Source organism: Paraliobacillus salinarum (assembly GCF_014083865.1).
Classification (GTDB): Bacteria; Bacillota; Bacilli; order Bacillales; family Amphibacillaceae; genus Paraliobacillus; species Paraliobacillus salinarum.
On sequence record NZ_JACEFA010000001.1, the window covers coordinates 294,106 to 313,859 of the forward strand.

The window sequence follows — 19,754 nt, forward strand, 5'->3', positions numbered from 1 at the left end:
GCTCTATTGCTTCTTTATATTGAGTTTTTAAAAACAACAAAAGGGAGAGTTTCGTATGATTGATTATGGTTTGCTTAACATTGGCAGTCTAGTACTTGGACTAATTGCTTGGTCCTTGCCGGTTATAAGTCTAGTTCGTAGAAGGAAGCAAAAAAATAATACGTGGTTTAGTCTTTCTATTTTTAGTTTCAGTGCATGCACTGTAGCAGTGACCTTCCAAATTATTTATAATTATCATTTGGTTAAGATTGAAGATTGGGCTGCGCTTATGGATACTATAGGTGTCGTTGCGTTAGTCTCATCAGTTCTTGTAGTTGTTACTATTTTATTAAACGTGGTTAACTTGATGTTGTTTCGTAACAAAGCGATAAAGTGAATTTTTTTATAAATCTATTTATTTGAGGTGATAGATATTGGTTGGAAGTCAATCTGACATTAAACTAGTAATCGGAGCAGGTGAGCATAACAATAATCCTGGTTGGATACATACTCAAGAAGACGAACTTAATTTACTAGATCAAGATAGTTGGAATAAAAGGTTTGAACGTGAATCCATTACAGCAATTTTAGCGGAACACGTTTGGGAACATCTTACATATGAAGAAGGCATTGAAGCTGCAAAACGATGCCATAAATTTTTAAAGCCTACTGGTTATATACGTTGTGCTGTTCCAGATGGTTATTTTCCAGATGACACGTACCAAAATGTTGTTAAAGTTGGCGGACCAGGACCTAAAGATCATCCAGCAGCAAGTCATAAAATAGTTCACAATTATAAGACATTGACGAAAATGTTTAAAACTGCTGGTTATGAGGTTGAATTACTAGAGTATTGTGACGAAGAAGGGGAGTTTCATCAAAATAATTGGGATCCTTTACAAGGTGTTATTTTTCGTTCCAAAAAATACGATCCCCGAAATCAAGGAGACAAACTAGTTTTTCCTTCACTCATTGTTGATGCTTATAAATGTTAAAATTCAACTAATATAATTATATTGTGATCGCTAAATTTGATGGAACAGTTTTTGCTCGATAAAATGAAACACTTATTTCAAACTAAGAACCTCACTATTCTATGGAAGAAAGTAAATGATAAAAGTACTGAATATCTTTTCACTACCGATATTAATCTATAATGTATATAAATCAATAATTACGCACATTAACAATGTAGTGCTTGCTATGATAAGGAAGCAGATTAGTAGAAGAAGGGTAACAATCTAATTTTACATTTAAAAGGGGAGTTAATATGATTTTAGCGGTATCTATTGACGGAATATATATAGAAAATATTATCTTTGCATTGTTTACGCTATTATTTTTAGTAGCCATAGTTGTAGGAATTGTATCATTTTTTATTAGTTCCATGAAAAAAAATAAACGATTAGAACGAGTAGAAAAGAAATTAGATAAGTTGTTAAACGAAAAAGAAAATTAATTTTACAACAGGAGATCATTATGAATATCAGAAAAATTAAATCAACCGAAAACACACCCAAAGAATTACTGTTATTAGCTGATCCATCTGAAGATATTGTAAATGACTATATGGACAGAGGAATGTGTTATATAGCGGAAGAAAAAGATGAAATTGTTGGCGTATTTGTACTTCTTCCTACAAGACCTGAAACATTGGAATTAGTTAATATTGCAGTTACTGAAGAAAAACATGGTAAAGGAATAGGAAAGAAATTAGTCATAGAAGCATTAAAAAAGGCAAAAACAAAGGGTTATAAAACAATAGAGGTTGGTACTGGCAATTCAAGTCTTGGCCAATTGGCTCTTTATCAAAAGTGCGGATTTCGTATTGTTGGTATTGATATAGACTTTTTCACTAGACATTATTCAGAAGAAATTTTTGAAAATGGAATTCAATGTAAAGATATGATTCGATTAGCTCAAGATTTATAAAATAAAATCAGATATTTAGTTGCAAAATCATCATTTAAATACTTAGTTATATATTTTAAGAAATAGGAGTTGGTTTGATGTGGGCATGGGTGCGTCGACTAATTATCATTGTATGTATAATTGCACTTATACCTAATATTTATTCTTTTTTTTTCACGTTTTACTAATGATTTACCAGAGGATTTGCAAGCTAAAGTGAATGATGGGGATGCAATACTTATTGGCTTAGACAAGAAGATAGACCTTGATAATGATAAAATTTTGTTACGTCACCTTGTTATAGCAGCAGATGCAACCACATTAATCTTTGAGGTTCACCCTGATGAAAATGGATGGACTTTCCCAGAAGGTGCACTTACACTAAAAGATAAGCAAGGAAATACTTATAAAAATAAAGCTAGTTACGCTTCAGGTTATACATGGGGACAATATATTGTCAGTGATTATCCTCCCTTAGAAGATGGTGTAGAAGCAATAACACTAGATTTCGAATGGTTTGACCGATCGTTTCAAAAAGAGATTCCATTAAACCAGGGGGAGATAAAATGAATAGAAAGAAACTTAAAGGAATAATAGAATGGAGCCTTGCATTTCTATTACTCTTTATTGTTATTAAAGAATCCCCTTACTATAGTTATTATGAGTTGTCACCTAAAGCTGCATTTGAAAAGTCTGAACGAACCTATTATTATGGACCATCAGAAGTAGTTGAGAAAGTCGATTTAGATAATGTTCAAATTTTTCTATCAAAATATAAGAACTGGTTTTCAGCTCCGATAATCAAAAAACATGCTGGCTTTTTTTGGGGACCTGGTAGCTTAGGTGTAATGGAAATAAAAAACAAACAAGATATTACGTACTCTTGGGGCGGCATGACTTTTAATGAAGAACTCATGCTAATGCGTTATTATGGCATTGTTACTAATCCAGAAATAAACAAAGTAGAATTAGATGTGGCTAAAGGATATGATGGCGGAGAACATGTACCTAAAGAAGATATTGTTACATTAGATTATAAATTAAAAGATCATCGCATGTTTTTATTCCACTGGAATGAAGTAGAAAATGATTATCTTAGCATGGCTTTACGAGGACTGAATAGTGATGGTGAAGTTATTTATGAAGAAGATCTGAACTAAATTAATAATGTAATTATAAGAAAATCTATGGATGCTTTAAAAATGATGACAAGGTATATCATCAAGGAAGAACTAAGGAAGACAAGCAGGTTACGCAAGCTTATGAGAAGGAACGAGGAGGGATGAATTGAAAATAAGAATTGTTCTAAAACTTACAGGTTGGATTTTAATTATGATACTAGGCATTATTCACTTATTAGGCAAAGAAGACCTTTCCTTTTTTTACAGTGGATTTCAAGGATTTATTTTTAATATTATTTTTTTTATAGCTATAGGACTTATTTTCTTTGCAAACCCGTCTCGTCCCATAAGAAGTAAAAAAACGATCATTTTATTTTGTATAGGCACGATCCTTTTTATCGCTGGAATGATAGTTGTTGAAACAATAGGGTTAGGGAGTATATCACTTTCTTTGATTATCATTGGAATGATGATAGTGATTGTATCAGATTTCTTAATGGGAGACTTCAATATAAAAAATTAAACATATTCTTACCGAAAAAATAAGGAATAACTGAATAGGGTGAAAGTGTTAAATCTATTCAAAAGATGATAATTAATGCATCATCATGTAAAATGAAATCATAATCTATTAATACTTGGAGTGATTTCATGTTCAAAAATCCATTTAAGAAGAACAAAGAGCTAGATGAATTATCTACGTTTAATATAGATGAGCCAAATGAAGTTAAACTGGATGAAGGTCTAGTTGATGATTTAAAAAGTGACGTAGATAAATTATATGTTGAAGATATAAAAAAACACGAGGAACAATTCTCAGATGAAAAGTTTTGGACAAAGATTCAAAAGTTCTCTAAAAAAGCTGGTACATCTGTAGTTTACGCAGTTCTATTGCTGTATTACACGCTTCAAAAGCCAGAAGTTCCAAAGAAAGTTAAAGCAACCATTGTTGGTGCGTTAGGTTACTTTATTTTACCTCTGGATGTTATACCTGATTTCGCAATTGGCGCAGGATATGCTGATGACTTAAGTGTTGTTATACTTGCATTAGCTCAAGTTGCGCTATATATAGACGATGAAATTAAAATGAAAGCAAAAAATAAGCTGCAAGATTTATTTGGCAAACATGTAGATACAACTGAAATTGACAATAAACTAAATAAATAAAGTGTAAATTATATTACGAGCCTATTTCTAACTTACTAGAAATAGGCTCTATTTAATGTTTCTGATAAGCCGTATGGCATATGCATAAAAAAGCTTTATATATTTTTTAGAAAATACTATCTTTGCAAAAACAAATATGTTAAACTTCTATCGTTAACCATATATTATATTGGTTAACGATACAGAGAATTTAGGGGGAATATCTTATGAATACGAGTAAATCAAAACTTAGAGCAATTATTATATGTGGTATATTTGCGGCTATAACAGCGGTATTGGCACAAGTTGAAATTCCACTACCACTTATTCCTATTAGCGGGCAAACATTAGCGGTAGGATTAGCAGCAACGATTATTGGTAGCAAGTACAGTGCCATTGCAATGGTTTGCTATGTTCTATTAGGGGCTGTTGGGTTACCGGTTTTTGCAGGATTTACAGGTGGCGTACAAATATTAGTTGGTCCAACCGGAGGATACATATTTGGTTTTATCGTTGCAGCGTTTGTAACTGGCTATATCTTAGAAAAAACAAAATTTAATATGAAGATGGCAATGGTAGCAAACATTGTCGGAATGATTATTACACTTATATTCGGGACTATTCAATTAAAAATACTATTAGATTTAACCTGGAACCAGGCGATAATATCAGGAATTTATCCGTTTATCGTAGTTGGATTGATCAAGGCATATCTAGCTAGTTGGATTGGAATTACTGTAAGAAAAAGGTTAATTCAAGCTGATTTAATTGATCCTAGATTCTCAAATAAAGTTGCTTCATAGAATCTAAAACATTCTCATTTCAGTTGGAAGGATAATGTTTATACTGTGGACTGTGTAGTTTGAGACATGGTATACTATAAATAGAAAGAAACACAATATTAAAACCGTTGAAGGTACAATAGACCGAACTCCGACAAGAGGGGCTAGGTGCAATCAAGAGAAGTAATCCCTCAAAAGCCTGTCAAGCACACGAGGGGTTACTTTTTTTAATTTTTAACTGTAGTACACGATTTAGACGTTAAGTACCAATGAAAAATTAAAGCAACCATTGTCTGAGCGTTAGGTAACTTTATTTTGCCTATTGATAATAAACTAAGAAATGAATAAAAAAGGAGAAAAGTGAACTAAATGAAAAATAATCTTTTTGTTTCTAAACCAATTCCAACATATTTAAAGATCACAATACCGATTCAACTTGTTGCACTTATTGTATTATGGTTATTCAATAACAAGGTAGACGTTGTAGTGTCTATTTCATTACTGGTCATATTAGTAACAATGTTTGTTAATTTAATCATGTATTTTAAAGAAAAGAAGAAAGGATAGAAGGTTAGACATAAACTGTGTTTTATTAAAATTTTATCTAGTTTACATAATATATATTATAGGAAGTCATTTATAAAAATTTAAATCTTATCTCAAATATGAGTTTACTCTTGATAGTGAGATGAGATTTAAATTTATCTAACTTAATCGTTACTAGTATTTAAATTTTCAAGTAAACTAGATTTTAAAATTTGTTCTTTCTGTTCTCCGTTTTGAATATATTCGATGCGCATAGCTCGATTGTCATTTGACTCAACATCTAATAAAGATAATTCTAAAATAAGTGTGTTCTCGTCATCGACTGTAAATCCTTTAATATTTTGTTTTTCTCCAATATCCTCTCGTTTATAAACTCCTGTTTTCTTCTCGGAATCGTTACCATAAAATGTGTAAGCTATACCTGAATTTTCTGTGACGGGCTCACTATTTTCCACAATATCAATTGATTGAATCTCTACAGGTTCACTCCCTGACCATTCAAAAGGCATCACAATAAAATATCTGAGTCCCTGATCTAATTCACTACTAGGTTTTAGTTGATCAACAGACACATCTGGCACCGAAAATTCTCCATTGGATGAAACTTCATCTTGATTCGAGCAACCCACCAGAAATAAAAACAATACAAAGACAAACAACTTGTGTTTAATCAATTTATTCCTCCTCATTGTTATAGATTATGCGAATCATTAGTAATTTTTATCTTGATACCAATTGAAATTAGTCTATTGGGCAACTTGATGATCATCGTATAATTGCATTAGATCGTTATAAAATTCTACTAACTGCTGTGATGGCTCTGTCCAGCTGAATTTTTCTGCTTCTAAGCGCGCATTTTGTGATAACTTTTCATATAGCTCGTGGTCATTTAATTTTTCTAATGCTTGGATTAAACTATTTGTGTTTTCATTTTCAAATAACAATCCTGTCTGTTCATCCGTTACTTGTTCCATTGTTGGACCGCTTTTTGCTGCAATTACTGGCAAACCTGCTGCCATTGCTTCTAGAATGACTAATCCTAGTGTCTCTGTAACGGATGGGAAAATCAGCGCATCACTTGACGCAAATGCTTTTGCTAGTTCTTCACCTTGTAGAAATCCCGTGAAAACAGTGTTTGTTCCTTGAAAAACCTCTTCCAAGTGTTCTCGCGCTGGCCCATCCCCAACAATTGCTAACTGTACATCATTTCTTTTTTCTAATAAGGGTTTAAGTTTATGTATTTCTTTTTCAGATGCCAATCTCCCTACAAACAACAACAATTTCTTGTTTGGATTTCCGTTTGATAAGGTATATCTCATTTCTTCTGTTGCATGATCCGGATAAAATTTATCAACATCAACTCCGCGTTTCCATAAGTGTACATTATTAAAATCCTTTTCAATCAATTCTTCTTGAACTGCTTTGGATGTACATAAGTTAATCGATGCCATATTATGTAGTTTCCTAAAATAACTCCAAAGAAGTGGTTTGAAGGGCTTATACCACGGATAATAATCCAAGTATTTGGGTGCATGTGTATGATAAGAAGCGATTAAAGGATACCCTAGTTTTTTTGCATAATATACGCCTGTAGCTCCAAGAAGTGCTGGATTAACGACATGTACTAGATCTGGTTTATGTTTTAAAATTAGATCTTTTACTTTTCTTTGTGGTAAAGCAAACGGACGATAGCGATAGAAAATCAATTTCTTTGCCTTAACCTTCTCCACTGTCACACCATCCAAAGAAACTTCTCCTAAATCAGGTGCGACAACAACAATTTCATTATTTAATTTTCGCAAATGTTTAATGGCTGCTGTTAGACGTGTAACAACACCATCAATAGACGGTAAAAATGTTTCAGTTATAATAAGTATTTTCAAAGTGCAATTTCCCCTTTTTCATCCTACTTTATTATTCGATACCATTATAAAGTAATCAAAAACAAAAATACAATGAAAGGCTGCCTCCTATTGTTGTATCTTTGTTAGTATTCATTTTTTTACTCCAACTTGTACATATTATTCATAGGAGGTGTGAACATGAATAACATGTATGTAAACAGAACAAAGCGTTCGAACAATGAAGATGAAGAGATCGTATATAAGGAAATAGAGAACGATAGACACACTAAAAACGCAAGAGCTACATCAATGCTTGAACAGGATTATCCAAGAATAAATACGGATAATTTATGAAAATTTCATAAAGGGGTGCAGTTCAATACTCCCCCCCCTTTATGATTAGGCTTCATAACAATCACTGTTTTAAAATATATATGAGCAATGCCGCATTAACCGTTATTACCGTTCGTTGAATCAAATTTTCTAATGCACACCTTTATGATATCTTTTTCAACGAGTCTCCAATAAACATCTTCAGATTGTGACGTTGATAACGATGGACGGCTGCCTCTGTTTTGCAATCTAGGTTTACCTTTACATAATACAGCATATCCAACAACCTCAAATGTGTCCCCTTCATTTGCATCTTCTCGATCAATAACACATTGGAATGCTTCTTCGTCAACTAGAGTATTAGGGGTTTGGTCTCCATTTTCAAGTACTGCAGTATACTGAATAACTTTTGTTAATTTCCCACAAATAATCACCTTTTCAGGGCAAACTTCCTCTATTACAGGTGGTGCATCAAAAAATACTTCAGTGCTTACATCATTAATTGCTAGTGCTGGTGGTACGATTTGTGTTTTAAATTCAACGACGTGTTGACAACAGCTTTGTGGGTTTGCTATTGGACATACTGTAGTAGTTGTTGATGTTGACGTTGTTGATGTAGTAGTACTTGTCGTTGTAGAGGTACTTGTGCTCGTAGTTGAAGTCGATGTGCTTGTCGTTGTAGAGGTACTTGTGCTGGTAGAAGTAGAAGTTGTAGTAGTTGTTGGTGATGTGCAAGATGGGCCAGGAATAGTCTCATTTCCAGTATCAGAGTTTTGAGCAGATTTTCCACTGACCAAAACACAACCCAAGAATAAAGGTTGTTCTGTAATAATTGTCACGCAAAATGTTACAGGTAAATCTGGATCATCTGATTCTAATTCTATTTGATCGAACTTAAAACCTCGCACTTCATTTGTCTCAGGTACTCTTACAACCTCACAGACTACAGGCTCTAAGCTATCTGAACGTGAGCAAAATAGATCCTCATCTTCTAATTCGTTTAACAGGTTAGGACAATTTGTTTCGTCAATTCCTATGGTGAAGTTGCTCAGCCCTTGTGGGTTACCAACTGGCGCAACGTCATAGCAAAAAGTGTTACTTGAAGGTTCTGATGCTACTTCGTTATAAGTGATTTGCCATCCATCGACCGTTTGAGTAGATGGAAAAAATAGAGTTGTTGTATTTGAATCACATACCATTTTTTTCACTCCTTTATATGAACTTAATATCATATTATTAATGCGCCACATATTTGATTGGACAAAATTCATGTGCAATAGCCTTTTTAAAAGTATTGTTTTGACTTTAATGCTATGAATAAACAATAATCCTTAATGATATTCGTATCTAGATTTAAATTCTCTAGACTAAGGCTGTCGTAATGACCAGCAGTGAATTGAAATTTTGAAAACATTTCATCCGTATGCCAACAATGAATATGAGGATGATTTTTAATTGGTTCAGATGAAGCACTCCCAAAATCAATTTGTTTTCCATCTTTCAAAATATCATCAACAAAATGATTAGCTGCAATTTCACAGGCATACATAGATGCAACACCTCTGTACCAACCTGGCCATTTCCCCTCTTCCCCATTTTTAAATTCTTCTGTAATGATGTGAGCTGTAAGGGTTGTCGCAAGCTTACAAACTTCTCTAACTAGTCTTGCATCCCCATAATGGGTTGAACCTAAATTATGGAGTCCTTGATGTCTTAAGTGAAATTGGGATGCGATTCTTCTTAAATGTCCCCTTGTTTCATCGTCGTTTACATAACCGCCCTGACCGACTGTGTATAGAGATGGATAAAAGGAATGCCAAGCTGGGGTCAAAAATGTATCAGCATCGGTACGTAAAATATAATCATACTCATCCAAAAAATCAGCTTGCTCACCAACCAAACAACTAATTGAATTTATATAGCGATAATGAAGAAATTCAGGAGGCTCACTAGCAACTGCACACTCAACCTTAATCACATCTTCTGGTAGTTGCTTTAAGGCAGTGGGCGTTCCAAAAACAATCAAGTCTGTATCATTCGAATCAATATATTTTAGTGAAGTATATAAGCAACCTAGCTGAAGCAATAAATCCTTATTTTCCTCGACAAAAACTACAACCGCTCTTCTCATTTTACATACACCCTTTTTATAGAAATGACTTATATATATTTTTATGAAAACGAGAGCAACTTTGATTGGTCGAATAAGATGGAATAAAAATGTATTTAAACAAAAAGTCATATAACAGCACATACTTAATAACTGCATCCTATCGCAGTTCCTTTTTTAATCCGAAATCATATACTATTCACTGAGTAGCATTGGCTTCTGCTAGGGCCGGAAACGTTATAAGTGGAGGCGACTTTGCAACAGAGTGATTAGAGCCAGATTGTACAAGAGTCTACTGGAAAGGGATTAAGAACGTTAGAATCTGATTTTAAATAAAATGATTAAAAAGAGAGGTTATGAAATGAAAGTAGCACTATTAACGATGTTTAACGGTTTAGATAGCACGTATTCCTTAGTAAACGTAGTTGCAGAACAGCTGAGAATGATGTTGCATGATGATATTACACCTGTAATGCTTGTAAGTGAAGATTGTTCGCTTGATTCACGTCATGGTATCTTCCTGGACAATAGAATTGAATGGAGAAAAGTAGTGAACAGGTTAAATGGTGAACAAATACATTGGCGAGACTATACCCAAGCGAATGGAAAGGTCCATGATACTTTCTACCAAGAAGTCGATGTAATTGCTTCTGATTTAATTAAAAAACTAGCTGATGTGGATGCCTGCTTTATGCATGACATTCATTATCAAGGATGGCATTTCATTCATAATATTGCTGTTAGAAAAGCTCAAGAAAAGCTTCCGGATTTAAAATTTATCGCGTTCACACATTCTGCTCCAGTAAACCGCCCTCAAAATGCAAAATGGCCTTTTACAGCAAGGTTTTCTCCAATGCCAAACACACTATATGTTTATCCTACCCAATCTGGTGTTACAGCATTATCTAAACAGTATGACGTGCCTGAAGGACTTTGCAGGGTAGTTAATAATAGTCTTGATCTACTAAGTTATAAGAGTGATGCTGTCAAAATACTAGCCGAGAAAGTAAATCTATTTTCACCAGAGATTTTAGTAGTATATCCAGGTAGACTGACACAAGGAAAAAAATTCGAGAAAGTTGCCGCTTTGTGTGGGGCAATAAAGAAAAATTGCGAGAAAACAGTACAAGTGATCTTTTGTGATTTTCCTAGTGGTGACATTTCTTCAGATAAGTACAAAAAATTTATCAAATCAACTGGTACTGCTTTTGGATTAGATGAAGAGGATATGTTTTTCACCTCTGACATAGAGGCATATAAAAATGGCTTCCCCAGACAAAGTGTTTTAGAGCTATTCTCGCTTTCAAATCTTTTTATATGTCCTTCATTCTCTGAATCATTTGGTTTAACTGTATTAGAAGCTGCCAGTAAGGGTAATTTTCTCATTTTAAATGAAAGAGTACCTGCTTTAGAAGAGCTAGGAAAGCAGTTAAATGCTTACTTTATGAAATGGGATGCAAGAAATTTTGGATATGATACACATGAAAAATATCATCCTTCTGAAGCAGCCTATCTAAAGGAGCATGCAGAAATTATTATAAATTTATTGCGAGAAAATCCGGTAATCCATGCTAAAACGAAAGCAAGGATTCGTTATAGTCCTCAATGGATATGGATGAATCAACTTAAACCAATGTTATCTTAATGAGCCTTCCATTAAGTGAATCCTGATCTAATCACCCAATGGATAAAAAAGCTTTTAAACAAATCGTTCCTTAGTTGAAAATATAAAAACTCCCTATTACTTTTGTATACAATAGGGAGTTTTCCTATATTGTCTGGTACCTTAATTTAAAGATTATTGGACAAAAATCTGAATATGGATAATAAATTCTAAGCTTCAACTTTTTCGATACAAACTTTAATAACATCTTTTTCTACATAACGAAACGCCACTGTATCTTTCGTCTCCTTATCAGAGGCAAAATTAGCCTCTGAGCCTGAAACCTCACAAATGATGTCCAACATACTTATTCTAAAATCGTCTCCTGCTTTTATATCATCTCTATCAATTAAACAATTAAAAGGTACTTCGTCAATCAATTCATTATCAACTCTATTACCGTTAGAGAGCATCTGATACTTCAATTTTTTCTTTAATATACCACAAATAACAACTACACCATCACATACTTTAACAATATCTGCTGACAAGTTTTTCTCTGCAATTGTAGATCCTACTATAGCTGAAGGTACCAATTGTGTGGCATGCTCTAATATAAAATGACAACATAAAGGTTTTGGTGGTGCTGGAGGTCCTGGTGGGCCAGGTGGACCGGGTGGACCTTGATCACCTTTTGGACCTTTTCTACCCGGTTCTCCCTTTGGTCCGGGTGGTCCCGCAGGTCCTTGATCACCTTTTGGACCTTTTCTTCCCGGTTCTCCCTTTGGTCCGGGTGGTCCCGCAGGTCCTTGATCGCCTTTAGGTCCTTTTCTTCCCGGTTCTCCTTTTCGTCCAGGTGGTCCTGTAGGTCCTTGATCACCTTTAGGCCCAGGTGGTCCTTGGGGCCCAATAGCACCCCTTTTACCTCTCTTTCCTGGAGGAGCAATACAGCAGCATTTCTTGTGACCACATTTATTGCACATTATTTCACCTCACTAAATACGTTTCTATATACTATGAAATTAAAACCGTCATCGAAAGTCTTTTTCTAAAAATCCGCTAATATATCATTTTAGTGGACAAGGGACATTCGTCTAACACATACCGTTATAACAATTAATATATTGTAGATAAGAGGTCTTTTGTGTGAGAGGAGTGAAACGGTTTGCTGTATGAAGAGAAAGATGGAAGTATAGAACAAACGCAAGATGATGATAAGAAGACGAATGATTACAAGGATTGCAAAGATTGTAAGGATTGTATTTGTGAAATGCTTTTAGATATTTTGGAGAAGCAGGAGGCATATCAAAAAAGTAAAGTTAATCCATGTTCATTACTAAATTCCGATCGATTGACCTTGCACGCAACAGTTCCGTTTATTTTGCAAACCCCTTATGGACATCCATTTTTCACCTGGGGTCATGTTGGGACAGATGATTGTTTCATTACTACTTTCTTTAGAGTTATAAAAGTAGATTGTGATCAAAATTGTGCAGTTTTACAACTATTACGCCCTAATGTATCTATTGTGGATCCGGAAACAAATTGTGTTGAGGCGGATAGCTTATGCGACGTTGACTTTGTAACCCTTACAAAAGAATGTGTGCTAGTAGATTTAAGTTGTTATACATCGATTAAATGCATTTCTCCAGAATTTGTTATGAAAGATTAAGGGTAAATTTGAAGTAGTTGTATTTATAGTTGCTTTTTTTGGTCTTAAAAAACGTCATTGATTTATTTCGAAAGTTATAAATGTAAGAAAAAATGGAAGAGCTCAGCACTCTCCCATTTTTTGCTTATATATACTAATCTGCCCCTTTCATTCGACAAAAAACATGAAGTGACAGGCACTGCCACTATCCTAATCCACCAAATCTCCTTTTTCGTAACTGGTATTCTTCTAGGGCAAGTCTAAATTCTTTCTCAGAAAAATCCGGCCATAGCACATCACTGAAACAGAACTCCGTGTAAGCCATCTGCCATAATAGGAAGTTGCTTAGACGTTTTTCTCCACCAGTTCGAATCAACAAGTCTGGATTCGGCATATCAGCTGTATCTAGGTACTTTGAAAACCGCTGTTCATCTACCTCATCAAGAGACAATTTCTCATCGATTAGATCAGTAAACATACCCTTCATCGCATGCAGCATTTCATCTTTACTTCCATAATTGAGGGCAAGATTCAGCTGAAGGCCGTCGTTATCTTTGGTAGCGTCAATCGCATACTGCAAAGATTCACGTGTAGATGCTGGAAGTTCTTCCATATTACCGATCACCTCAACACGTACATTATTAGATTGAATATCTGGCAAATAAACATGCATAAACTCTTTTGGTAGCTTCAGTATAAATTCGACTTCAGGCTTCGGACGCTTCCAGTTTTCCGTGGAAAAGGTGTACATGGTCAACACCTTCACGTTGTATTTGACTGCGGCTTTTACTACCTTTACAACGACAGACAATCCTTCTTTATGGCCAGCAAATCTTGGCAGTCCTCGCTTCTGGGCCCAGCGTCCATTCCCGTCCATAATAATGGCTATATGATCCGGTGTAGGAACTTGCATATAATAAAAGTTTGCATTCTCATCTTTTTTAGTTAAAAAAGGAACTTTCATATTCATTGTCAACCCCCTCAAATGTTGTTTTTCGCAAATCCCTCTACACTCAGTTATGAACCGAGGTAACAAAAATCAATCGCAGCATAACATCAGACTTTACGGTTACGTCTCATCGTCACTTCTGTATTCTAAAATATCACCTGGTTGGCAATCTAGCGCCTTACAAATCGCCTCTAAAGTTGATAACCGAATCGCCTTTGCCTTTCCATTTTTCAAAATAGAAAGGTTAGCCATCGTTATCCCAACTCTCTCAGAAAGCTCTGTTACGCTCATCTTCCTTTTTGCCAGCATCACATCAATATTGATTATAATCAACTTTTTCACCTCAGACTGTTAGATCATTTTCAGACTTTATATTGATAGCTTGCTGCAGCAGTCTTTGAAGAACAGCAACGTATACCGCGACAATCAAGGAAGAACCAGCGATAACCATCCCGAGCAATGCGAGTCCTGGTGCATCATCCCATTCAGCTATAATAAAAATTAATGGTAAAGCCGCTACGTATAAACCAAAGATTAGTTTGGCACTGTTTTTTATTTTCCTCAGCGCGTTCACGGATAATTCTGAGAAAGCCTGATTCTTGTCAATATAACTTAAAAGCAATAACCCTTGATACAATGCAATATAAAACGGTATTGCCGATCCATACATAATAATTAAAATGCCAAATACGACGTAAGCTAACATTGCCCCATTTTGCGCTTGTTCAATTGCTTCCATTGCTATATTCGGTAGTAAAAGGACACATAAAGCAAGCACTGGAATTCCAATCAGAAAAATAGCTATCTTTAAAAAAACTGTTGAACCTCGTTTCATCACATACACCTCACCTAATTATTTTCTAATTGTATTTTAACAATTCATTTATCGTTTTGCAATAAAATATTATTAAATAGCATGATGTTTTTGTTGTATTAGTATTCTCGATATAGTAAAGTGAACACATAACGAAAAAGAAAGAAGCTTGAGACTCTCAAGCTTCTTTCTTAACGAACGTCTTAATATATGCAAAAATAATTTAGTGAATGGCACTTCCAAACACAATGCATACATCACAATCCTACTCTGTACACAATCGATAAAAAACCGGGAAGTGACAGGCGCTGCAGGTAAACTTTAAAACTCTTTCAACCTCTGCTTTGCTTGATCATCACCTTTTAAAGCTGCTTTTTGATACCAATATTTTGCTTTTTTTATATTAACTTGGGTTCCAATCCCATTCTCATAACAAAGACCAAGATTAAACTCTCCATAAGAGTCACCCCGATCAGCAGCCATTTGATACCAAGATATCGCTTCATCCCCTAGACCATTTTCCACCGCCTCATGTCCTAGGCGATTTGCTGCAAACACATCACCAAAAAGAGCGGATTCCGTAAACCATCGTTTGGATTCTGCCATGTCCGCTTCTGCCCCAACACCATTCTCATACATATAGCCAAGAGTGTACATTGCTTCTGGTACGCCTTTATCGGCGGCTGCCTTAAAAAGTTCTAAAGCTCTTTTTTCATCCTTCTCCACATACTCCCCACGCAAATACATATCTGCATAATTGTTTAGGGCATCCCCATGTCCTTTTTTCGAAGCTTCTTTATAATAAAAATAAGCTTTTTCCAAATCATGTTCGACAATTTTTCCAACAAAATAATCATTACCTAGCCAATAAAGAGCATCCGCACTCCCGATATCAGCTGCTGCTTTGAACCAGTCAAAGGCCCATTCATCACGCTCGATCGATTTATAAAAATGACCCAGTTCTAGCTGGGCATCTGCGTTACCTACTAAAGCTTTTTGATACAGGGAATTAACTTCCTCTTCTTCCTGTTCATCGATATAGATTTCTGCTTGATCATTTGTTGGTTTTATCATTTCAGATAATATAATTTCCAAATCACGTAATAAAATAGATTGGTATTCCTCCTGAAAGGTAGTTACGCGCACTAACTGCGTGTACAAAATAAGAATATCATCAGGAAGATTGCTTTTTGAAGAAACACATTCTTTTAAAATCAAAGAAAGATCTTCAAGAAAATGATCACTTGAGGTTAGATTTGCTAGTAGTTCAGCAGCTATCGTATTCCCCTTTTTAGTTAATTCTTGTTGCAAATCCACTTTAAAGACACCCTTCTAACGATCACTGTCACCATCCGTAATATGTAGAAACAGACAATTTACGGGTGGTGACAGGCGCTCACAACGTTTTTATAGATTATAATTTAAATATAATGTTCTTGTCCTTATTGATTAATCTTAGTTCTGTTTTCATGCGCAAGTGTTGTTAGCGCAACATAAATTGGTTGCACGTTAAACTTCTTGCCAAATTCAAACGTATAGGTGGTTGTCTGCACATTGTTCGCTCTATAATAAGGTGAAACAATATAGTGTATCGTAAGTTCACTATCATCAAAACCTGTTCCCGCAGTTTCTATAGTAACATCAAAAATAGAATCCATGCTAATAGAATGTATTCGTGTTTTCTTTCCCGTTACACCCTGATGATCAAGTAAGATTAACCGTTTCTCCGTGAATATAAATGTATCTCGAACTAACTTGAATCCCATTTCAATTTTTTCATCGGGCATTAAATACTGGCCATATTGATTATGCAATTCGTCTTTTGACACCTCAGAATAATTACCTAATAAACCGTCCATCAAACCCATACACTTCACTCCCTTAGAATCAATATTTCTTCATAGTATATAGTTCTCGATAAATAAACAATTCCCTGTCATTAATAATAGAAAAAAGTAAAATATGTAGAAACTTACTTAGTTCAAGGTTTATTCTCCGATTCCCTTCAAAATTATTCGTCAAAAACCGGGAATTGAAAGGCACCGCTATCCTTTCCATTCTTTCACGTAATCCTCTAGTACGTTTTTTAATTCTTCGCCAATTCGTAAGTAGGCTTCATCGTTTAAATTGGCAAGAGAAACTCGAATCGACCATGCGGGTGCTAAAAACCCTTCCCCACTTAATAATACAATGGAAGACTTTTCTGCTAAACGGTATAATATGTCTTCTGGGTTATAATTCTCTATAAGGTATGTTGTAAATCCTTCTTCATAATGGTGATCGCACCACAATTCCAAATCAATCTTTGTATAGTAATCAGCTTCGTTCGGTAAGTGTTTCTTTGATAAACCAAGCCCTTCATATAATAACTTCATTCTGCGATGCAAAATAGCATTGGTTTTTTGCTTGTATGCATTATTGGTATCAAGCATAGAAAAAATAGCAAAGAGCGCCATTTGTACTTGTTGTGGTGTCGATAATCCAGCAGTGTGGTTCATCGCAACATCCCTACTATCTGCTACCATTCGATCGATAAATGTAAGCTTTTCCGGTTCCGATGTAAGCGAAGCATATCTTTTATTCAAGACAGCCTGTTCTTCTTCCGACAACGCGTTGATTAATTGATCAAACACATTGGTTCGATTAATGGCGACCGTTCCTAACCGCCACCCAGTCACACCATAATATTTTGAAAAAGAATAAACTCCAATCGTATTAAATGGCAAGTCAGCCATTAGAGATCGAAACCCATCAACAAATGTGCCGTACACATCATCGGAAATAATCATCAGGTTGGGATTATCTTTTTTTACAATTTGTACAATCTGTTCGATGGATTCCCTTTTTATTGCAACTGATGGCGGATTGCTTGGATTAACAAGAAACAGTGCTTTGATGTCCTTATCTCTTAGCTTTTCTAACTCTTCCTTGGGATATTGCCAGGTATGATTTCCTTGTTCATCTACCTCTGCTGCCACTATCTTTACTAGTTCATAATCATTGTATGGGAGTTCTGGGATCTCGATGTACGGTGGAAAGATTGGCACCATTACCGCTATCTTTGACCCTTTAGGTAATAAGTAATTTTTATATAATGTATCAAATATATAACACATCGCTGCCGTTGCTCCTTCAACAGCAAATAAATCGAATGAACCACACGACGCATCGTCACCACACATTTCTTTCATCAAAAAATCATGAACCACCTGTTCCGTTCTAACAAGCATTCGATCGGGATTAGGATAATTATCACCGATAACGCCATCCACTAATTCATAAACCCATGCATCGGCTTCAAACTGTTTGTTAATGACTCCATAATCAACAACCTCTTTCAGCAATGGAATGCCTGGAACTTGCGGATTTTCCTTTACATATTTATTAAAACGCGCAGCAATTCCAACACGACTAGGCATGCCAGCCAAATCACCTTCATCCCAAACGCTTCTTGCTTCTGTTACCGCAAAATGTCCGAGTGCAAAAAAGGCTTCCCTAGGAGTAGCACACGTCCAATTCGGATTGCCTCGACCTGCATCTAACATCGATCTAGTCATTCTCTTCTTTCCTTTTGCCAGATCAATAAGCTTATCTTTTAATTCAAACGGACTTATTTTTTCTAACGCGTGACTTTGCTTTTTAAGTTCATCCATAAAATGCCCCCTAAACAAACTGCTAGCTTGATATCAAGAGTATTCCACAAATGAAATGTAATATAATTGAATGCTTGTGTTTTTTGATATTAGTATGTTTAGGATAGCCTCACATTATATAAACAGCACCATTCTATATGAATATTAGTATTGGGCTAAGCACCATTCTTTCGTTTCTTGATCGGCAAAAGATGCTTCAACACTATTAATATAAATTTGTCGATAATCTTCTGTGCTTAGATTGAATTCATTATCAACTATATGAATTTCTTTAGACATGGTCGTATTAGATACTGTTCTGTTATCCGTATTTATCGTCACTTTAATTCCATCTTCATGAAACTTATATATCGGATGTTCAGAAAATTGATTAACAGCTTTTGTTTGAACATTGCTTGTTGGACAAACTTCTAGCACGATTTGTTTTTCTTTTACTTTTTTATAAGCTGCAGCATGATTTTTAATAAAAATTCCGTGTCCTATTCTTTCAGCACCTAATAATTCAATAGCTTCTAGAACGTTTTTTCCTATACCAGTTTCACCTGCATGAATCGTTACTCTGTAGCCATATTCCTTTGCTAATGTGATTGGCTCTATAAAGCGTTCACTAAATCCTTCATCTTCATTTGCACATAGATCGATTGCTACGACGCCTTTACCTAGGAACTTTCTACCCTTCTCCACCACATCAAACGCACCTTCAACAGGCATCGATCGCAAACAAGACAAGATAATATTTCCTTTTATTTCGTAACGATTTTCCGCCTCTCTCATACCTTCAATAACGCTTTGTATAACCTCTTCAATATCTAGTCCTTTTACTGTGTGTAGTAACGGACCGAATCTGACCTCAAGATATTTCACATTTTCCTTTGCTGCATCCTCAAATAGCTCAAAAGTTATACGTTTTAAGCTCTCTTTAGTCTGCATGACCCTGTTAGGTAGTGAAAACCTTTTCAAATATTCGTCAAGAGATTGACATTCACTAGGAGCAATCAGTTCTTTCGCCAACACATCCTTATCAACTGACGGTAACGGTATTCCTTCTTTCTCAGCAATATCAATAATTGTTTCTACCCTAACACTACCATCCAAATGACAGTGAAGTTCGATTTTCGGCATAGTTAATAAACTCATTTTATACCTCCAAGTTTTATTTTTAAAATTATATAAAAAAATTCCTGACTACAAAGAAAATACAAATCTTGTACTTTCTTCGTAATCAGGAATTTGGGTTCCTGGTAGAGACCTCCAAACCATATTATTGGAGTTATACGGAATTTTATTTAGTTTATTAAAACATCTATATAAT

The 19,754-nt window shown here is 35.0% G+C and carries 25 protein-coding genes and 1 riboswitch; of the genes, 13 read left to right on the forward strand and 12 right to left on the reverse strand.

Going from position 1 to position 19,754, the window contains the following annotated elements; all coding sequences use genetic code 11:
- Nucleotides 1-70 precede the first annotated feature (70 nt).
- The 10 genes from HP569_RS01480 to HP569_RS01525 all read left to right on the forward strand — a co-directional run bounded on the left by HP569_RS01480 (nucleotide 71) and on the right by HP569_RS01525 (nucleotide 5,506).
- Nucleotides 71-376 (forward strand): hypothetical protein, encoded by a 306-nt coding sequence (locus HP569_RS01480; protein ID WP_343051076.1) that lies wholly within the window; start codon nucleotides 71-73, stop codon nucleotides 374-376.
- Nucleotides 377-413: 37 nt separating this feature from the next.
- A complete protein-coding gene (locus HP569_RS01485) occupies nucleotides 414-974 on the forward strand; it encodes a class I SAM-dependent methyltransferase (protein ID WP_425501794.1) in 561 nt (186 codons plus the stop codon).
- Between the two features lie 275 nt (nucleotides 975-1,249).
- The gene (locus HP569_RS01490; protein WP_182199306.1) at nucleotides 1,250-1,438 is read left to right on the forward strand and encodes a hypothetical protein; all 189 of its coding nucleotides are present in this window, start codon (nucleotides 1,250-1,252) and stop codon (nucleotides 1,436-1,438) included.
- Nucleotides 1,439-1,458: 20 nt separating this feature from the next.
- Nucleotides 1,459-1,911, forward strand: a complete 453-nt coding sequence (locus HP569_RS01495) for a GNAT family N-acetyltransferase (RefSeq protein WP_182199307.1) — start codon at nucleotides 1,459-1,461, stop codon at nucleotides 1,909-1,911.
- A gap of 183 nt (nucleotides 1,912-2,094) precedes the next feature.
- Complete coding sequence (locus HP569_RS01500) at nucleotides 2,095-2,460, forward strand: hypothetical protein (RefSeq protein ID WP_182199308.1); 366 nt, start codon at nucleotides 2,095-2,097, stop codon at nucleotides 2,458-2,460.
- Nucleotides 2,457-3,050, forward strand: coding sequence for a DUF5044 domain-containing protein (locus HP569_RS01505; protein ID WP_182199309.1), 594 nt, complete (start codon nucleotides 2,457-2,459; stop codon nucleotides 3,048-3,050). The genes HP569_RS01500 and HP569_RS01505 overlap by 4 nt, the downstream gene beginning before the upstream one ends.
- Before the next feature lie 127 nt (nucleotides 3,051-3,177).
- Entirely contained in the window at nucleotides 3,178-3,534 is a 357-nt protein-coding gene (locus HP569_RS01510) for a hypothetical protein (RefSeq protein WP_182199310.1), read from the forward strand.
- Between the two features lie 269 nt (nucleotides 3,535-3,803).
- The gene (locus tag HP569_RS01515; protein ID WP_246366886.1) at nucleotides 3,804-4,178 is read left to right on the forward strand and encodes a YkvA family protein; all 375 of its coding nucleotides are present in this window, start codon (nucleotides 3,804-3,806) and stop codon (nucleotides 4,176-4,178) included.
- Nucleotides 4,179-4,384: 206 nt separating this feature from the next.
- Nucleotides 4,385-4,960, forward strand: coding sequence for a biotin transporter BioY (locus HP569_RS01520; protein WP_182199312.1), 576 nt, complete (start codon nucleotides 4,385-4,387; stop codon nucleotides 4,958-4,960).
- Between the two features lie 348 nt (nucleotides 4,961-5,308).
- Nucleotides 5,309-5,506: a hypothetical protein gene (locus HP569_RS01525; RefSeq protein ID WP_182199313.1), complete on the forward strand. Its 198-nt coding sequence runs from the start codon at nucleotides 5,309-5,311 to the stop codon at nucleotides 5,504-5,506.
- Between the two features lie 143 nt (nucleotides 5,507-5,649).
- Here HP569_RS01525 and HP569_RS01530 read toward each other — a convergent pair whose 3' ends face one another.
- A complete protein-coding gene (locus HP569_RS01530; RefSeq protein WP_182199314.1) occupies nucleotides 5,650-6,159 on the reverse strand; it encodes a hypothetical protein in 510 nt (169 codons plus the stop codon).
- 72 nt (nucleotides 6,160-6,231) lie between these two features.
- A complete protein-coding gene (locus HP569_RS01535; protein WP_182199315.1) occupies nucleotides 6,232-7,368 on the reverse strand; it encodes a glycosyltransferase family 4 protein in 1,137 nt (378 codons plus the stop codon).
- Between the two features lie 159 nt (nucleotides 7,369-7,527).
- On the opposite strand from HP569_RS01535, the gene HP569_RS01540 reads away from it, so the two are divergent.
- Complete coding sequence (locus HP569_RS01540) at nucleotides 7,528-7,683, forward strand: hypothetical protein (protein WP_182199316.1); 156 nt, start codon at nucleotides 7,528-7,530, stop codon at nucleotides 7,681-7,683.
- A gap of 95 nt (nucleotides 7,684-7,778) precedes the next feature.
- Here HP569_RS01540 and HP569_RS01545 read toward each other — a convergent pair whose 3' ends face one another.
- Complete coding sequence (locus tag HP569_RS01545) at nucleotides 7,779-8,861, reverse strand: hypothetical protein (RefSeq protein WP_182199317.1); 1,083 nt, start codon at nucleotides 8,859-8,861, stop codon at nucleotides 7,779-7,781.
- 86 nt (nucleotides 8,862-8,947) lie between these two features.
- Nucleotides 8,948-9,793 (reverse strand): DUF7164 domain-containing protein, encoded by an 846-nt coding sequence (locus tag HP569_RS01550; RefSeq protein WP_182199318.1) that lies wholly within the window; start codon nucleotides 9,791-9,793, stop codon nucleotides 8,948-8,950.
- 340 nt (nucleotides 9,794-10,133) lie between these two features.
- Here HP569_RS01550 and HP569_RS01555 point away from each other — a divergent pair, with 340 nt between their 5' ends.
- Entirely contained in the window at nucleotides 10,134-11,417 is a 1,284-nt protein-coding gene (locus HP569_RS01555) for a glycosyltransferase (RefSeq protein WP_182199319.1), read from the forward strand.
- Nucleotides 11,418-11,605: 188 nt separating this feature from the next.
- Here the strand turns inward: HP569_RS01555 and HP569_RS01560 are convergent, their stop codons facing one another.
- The gene (locus HP569_RS01560) at nucleotides 11,606-12,358 is read right to left on the reverse strand and encodes a collagen-like protein (protein WP_182199320.1); all 753 of its coding nucleotides are present in this window, start codon (nucleotides 12,356-12,358) and stop codon (nucleotides 11,606-11,608) included.
- Nucleotides 12,359-12,540: 182 nt separating this feature from the next.
- Between HP569_RS01560 and HP569_RS01565 the strand changes: the two genes are divergently transcribed.
- Nucleotides 12,541-13,047, forward strand: coding sequence for a CotY/CotZ family spore coat protein (locus HP569_RS01565; RefSeq protein ID WP_182199321.1), 507 nt, complete (start codon nucleotides 12,541-12,543; stop codon nucleotides 13,045-13,047).
- A 184-nt stretch (nucleotides 13,048-13,231) separates the two neighbouring features.
- On the opposite strand, the gene uppS is transcribed toward HP569_RS01565, so the two are convergent.
- The 7 genes from uppS to add all read right to left on the reverse strand — a co-directional run bounded on the left by uppS (nucleotide 13,232) and on the right by add (nucleotide 19,579).
- The gene (gene uppS / locus HP569_RS01570; protein WP_182199620.1) at nucleotides 13,232-13,996 is read right to left on the reverse strand and encodes an undecaprenyl pyrophosphate synthase; all 765 of its coding nucleotides are present in this window, start codon (nucleotides 13,994-13,996) and stop codon (nucleotides 13,232-13,234) included.
- 99 nt (nucleotides 13,997-14,095) lie between these two features.
- Complete coding sequence (locus tag HP569_RS01575; RefSeq protein ID WP_182199621.1) at nucleotides 14,096-14,284, reverse strand: helix-turn-helix domain-containing protein; 189 nt, start codon at nucleotides 14,282-14,284, stop codon at nucleotides 14,096-14,098.
- Between the two features lie 34 nt (nucleotides 14,285-14,318).
- On the reverse strand, nucleotides 14,319-14,810 hold the full coding sequence (locus tag HP569_RS01580) for a DUF2975 domain-containing protein (RefSeq protein WP_182199322.1): 492 nt from the start codon (nucleotides 14,808-14,810) through the stop codon (nucleotides 14,319-14,321).
- Between the two features lie 300 nt (nucleotides 14,811-15,110).
- Entirely contained in the window at nucleotides 15,111-16,106 is a 996-nt protein-coding gene (locus HP569_RS01585; RefSeq protein ID WP_182199323.1) for a tetratricopeptide repeat protein, read from the reverse strand.
- 125 nt (nucleotides 16,107-16,231) lie between these two features.
- Entirely contained in the window at nucleotides 16,232-16,657 is a 426-nt protein-coding gene (locus tag HP569_RS01590; RefSeq protein WP_182199324.1) for a PH domain-containing protein, read from the reverse strand.
- Between the two features lie 177 nt (nucleotides 16,658-16,834).
- A complete protein-coding gene (gene aspD / locus HP569_RS01595; protein ID WP_182199325.1) occupies nucleotides 16,835-18,442 on the reverse strand; it encodes an aspartate 4-decarboxylase in 1,608 nt (535 codons plus the stop codon).
- A gap of 144 nt (nucleotides 18,443-18,586) precedes the next feature.
- A complete protein-coding gene (gene add / locus HP569_RS01600; protein ID WP_182199326.1) occupies nucleotides 18,587-19,579 on the reverse strand; it encodes an adenosine deaminase in 993 nt (330 codons plus the stop codon).
- Between the two features lie 62 nt (nucleotides 19,580-19,641).
- Nucleotides 19,642-19,740: riboswitch (purine riboswitch) on the reverse strand.
- Between the last annotated feature and the right edge of the window lie 14 nt (nucleotides 19,741-19,754).

Coding starts and splice junctions, on each gene's coding strand:
- HP569_RS01505 (WP_182199309.1), top strand. CDS start 2,457: ATGAATAGAAAGAAACTTAAAGGAATAATAGAATGGAGCCTTGCATTT.
- HP569_RS01490 (WP_182199306.1), top strand. CDS start 1,250: ATGATTTTAGCGGTATCTATTGACGGAATATATATAGAAAATATTATC.
- HP569_RS01560 (WP_182199320.1), bottom strand. CDS start 12,358: ATGTGCAATAAATGTGGTCACAAGAAATGCTGCTGTATTGCTCCTCCA.
- HP569_RS01575 (WP_182199621.1), bottom strand. CDS start 14,284: ATGCTGGCAAAAAGGAAGATGAGCGTAACAGAGCTTTCTGAGAGAGTT.
- HP569_RS01590 (WP_182199324.1), bottom strand. CDS start 16,657: ATGGGTTTGATGGACGGTTTATTAGGTAATTATTCTGAGGTGTCAAAA.
- HP569_RS01550 (WP_182199318.1), bottom strand. CDS start 9,793: ATGAGAAGAGCGGTTGTAGTTTTTGTCGAGGAAAATAAGGATTTATTG.
- HP569_RS01495 (WP_182199307.1), top strand. CDS start 1,459: ATGAATATCAGAAAAATTAAATCAACCGAAAACACACCCAAAGAATTA.
- add (WP_182199326.1), bottom strand. CDS start 19,579: ATGAGTTTATTAACTATGCCGAAAATCGAACTTCACTGTCATTTGGAT.
- aspD (WP_182199325.1), bottom strand. CDS start 18,442: ATGGATGAACTTAAAAAGCAAAGTCACGCGTTAGAAAAAATAAGTCCG.
- HP569_RS01580 (WP_182199322.1), bottom strand. CDS start 14,810: ATGAAACGAGGTTCAACAGTTTTTTTAAAGATAGCTATTTTTCTGATT.
- HP569_RS01555 (WP_182199319.1), top strand. CDS start 10,134: ATGAAAGTAGCACTATTAACGATGTTTAACGGTTTAGATAGCACGTAT.
- HP569_RS01545 (WP_182199317.1), bottom strand. CDS start 8,861: ATGGTATGTGATTCAAATACAACAACTCTATTTTTTCCATCTACTCAA.
- HP569_RS01520 (WP_182199312.1), top strand. CDS start 4,385: ATGAATACGAGTAAATCAAAACTTAGAGCAATTATTATATGTGGTATA.
- uppS (WP_182199620.1), bottom strand. CDS start 13,996: ATGAATATGAAAGTTCCTTTTTTAACTAAAAAAGATGAGAATGCAAAC.
- HP569_RS01525 (WP_182199313.1), top strand. CDS start 5,309: ATGAAAAATAATCTTTTTGTTTCTAAACCAATTCCAACATATTTAAAG.
- HP569_RS01540 (WP_182199316.1), top strand. CDS start 7,528: ATGAATAACATGTATGTAAACAGAACAAAGCGTTCGAACAATGAAGAT.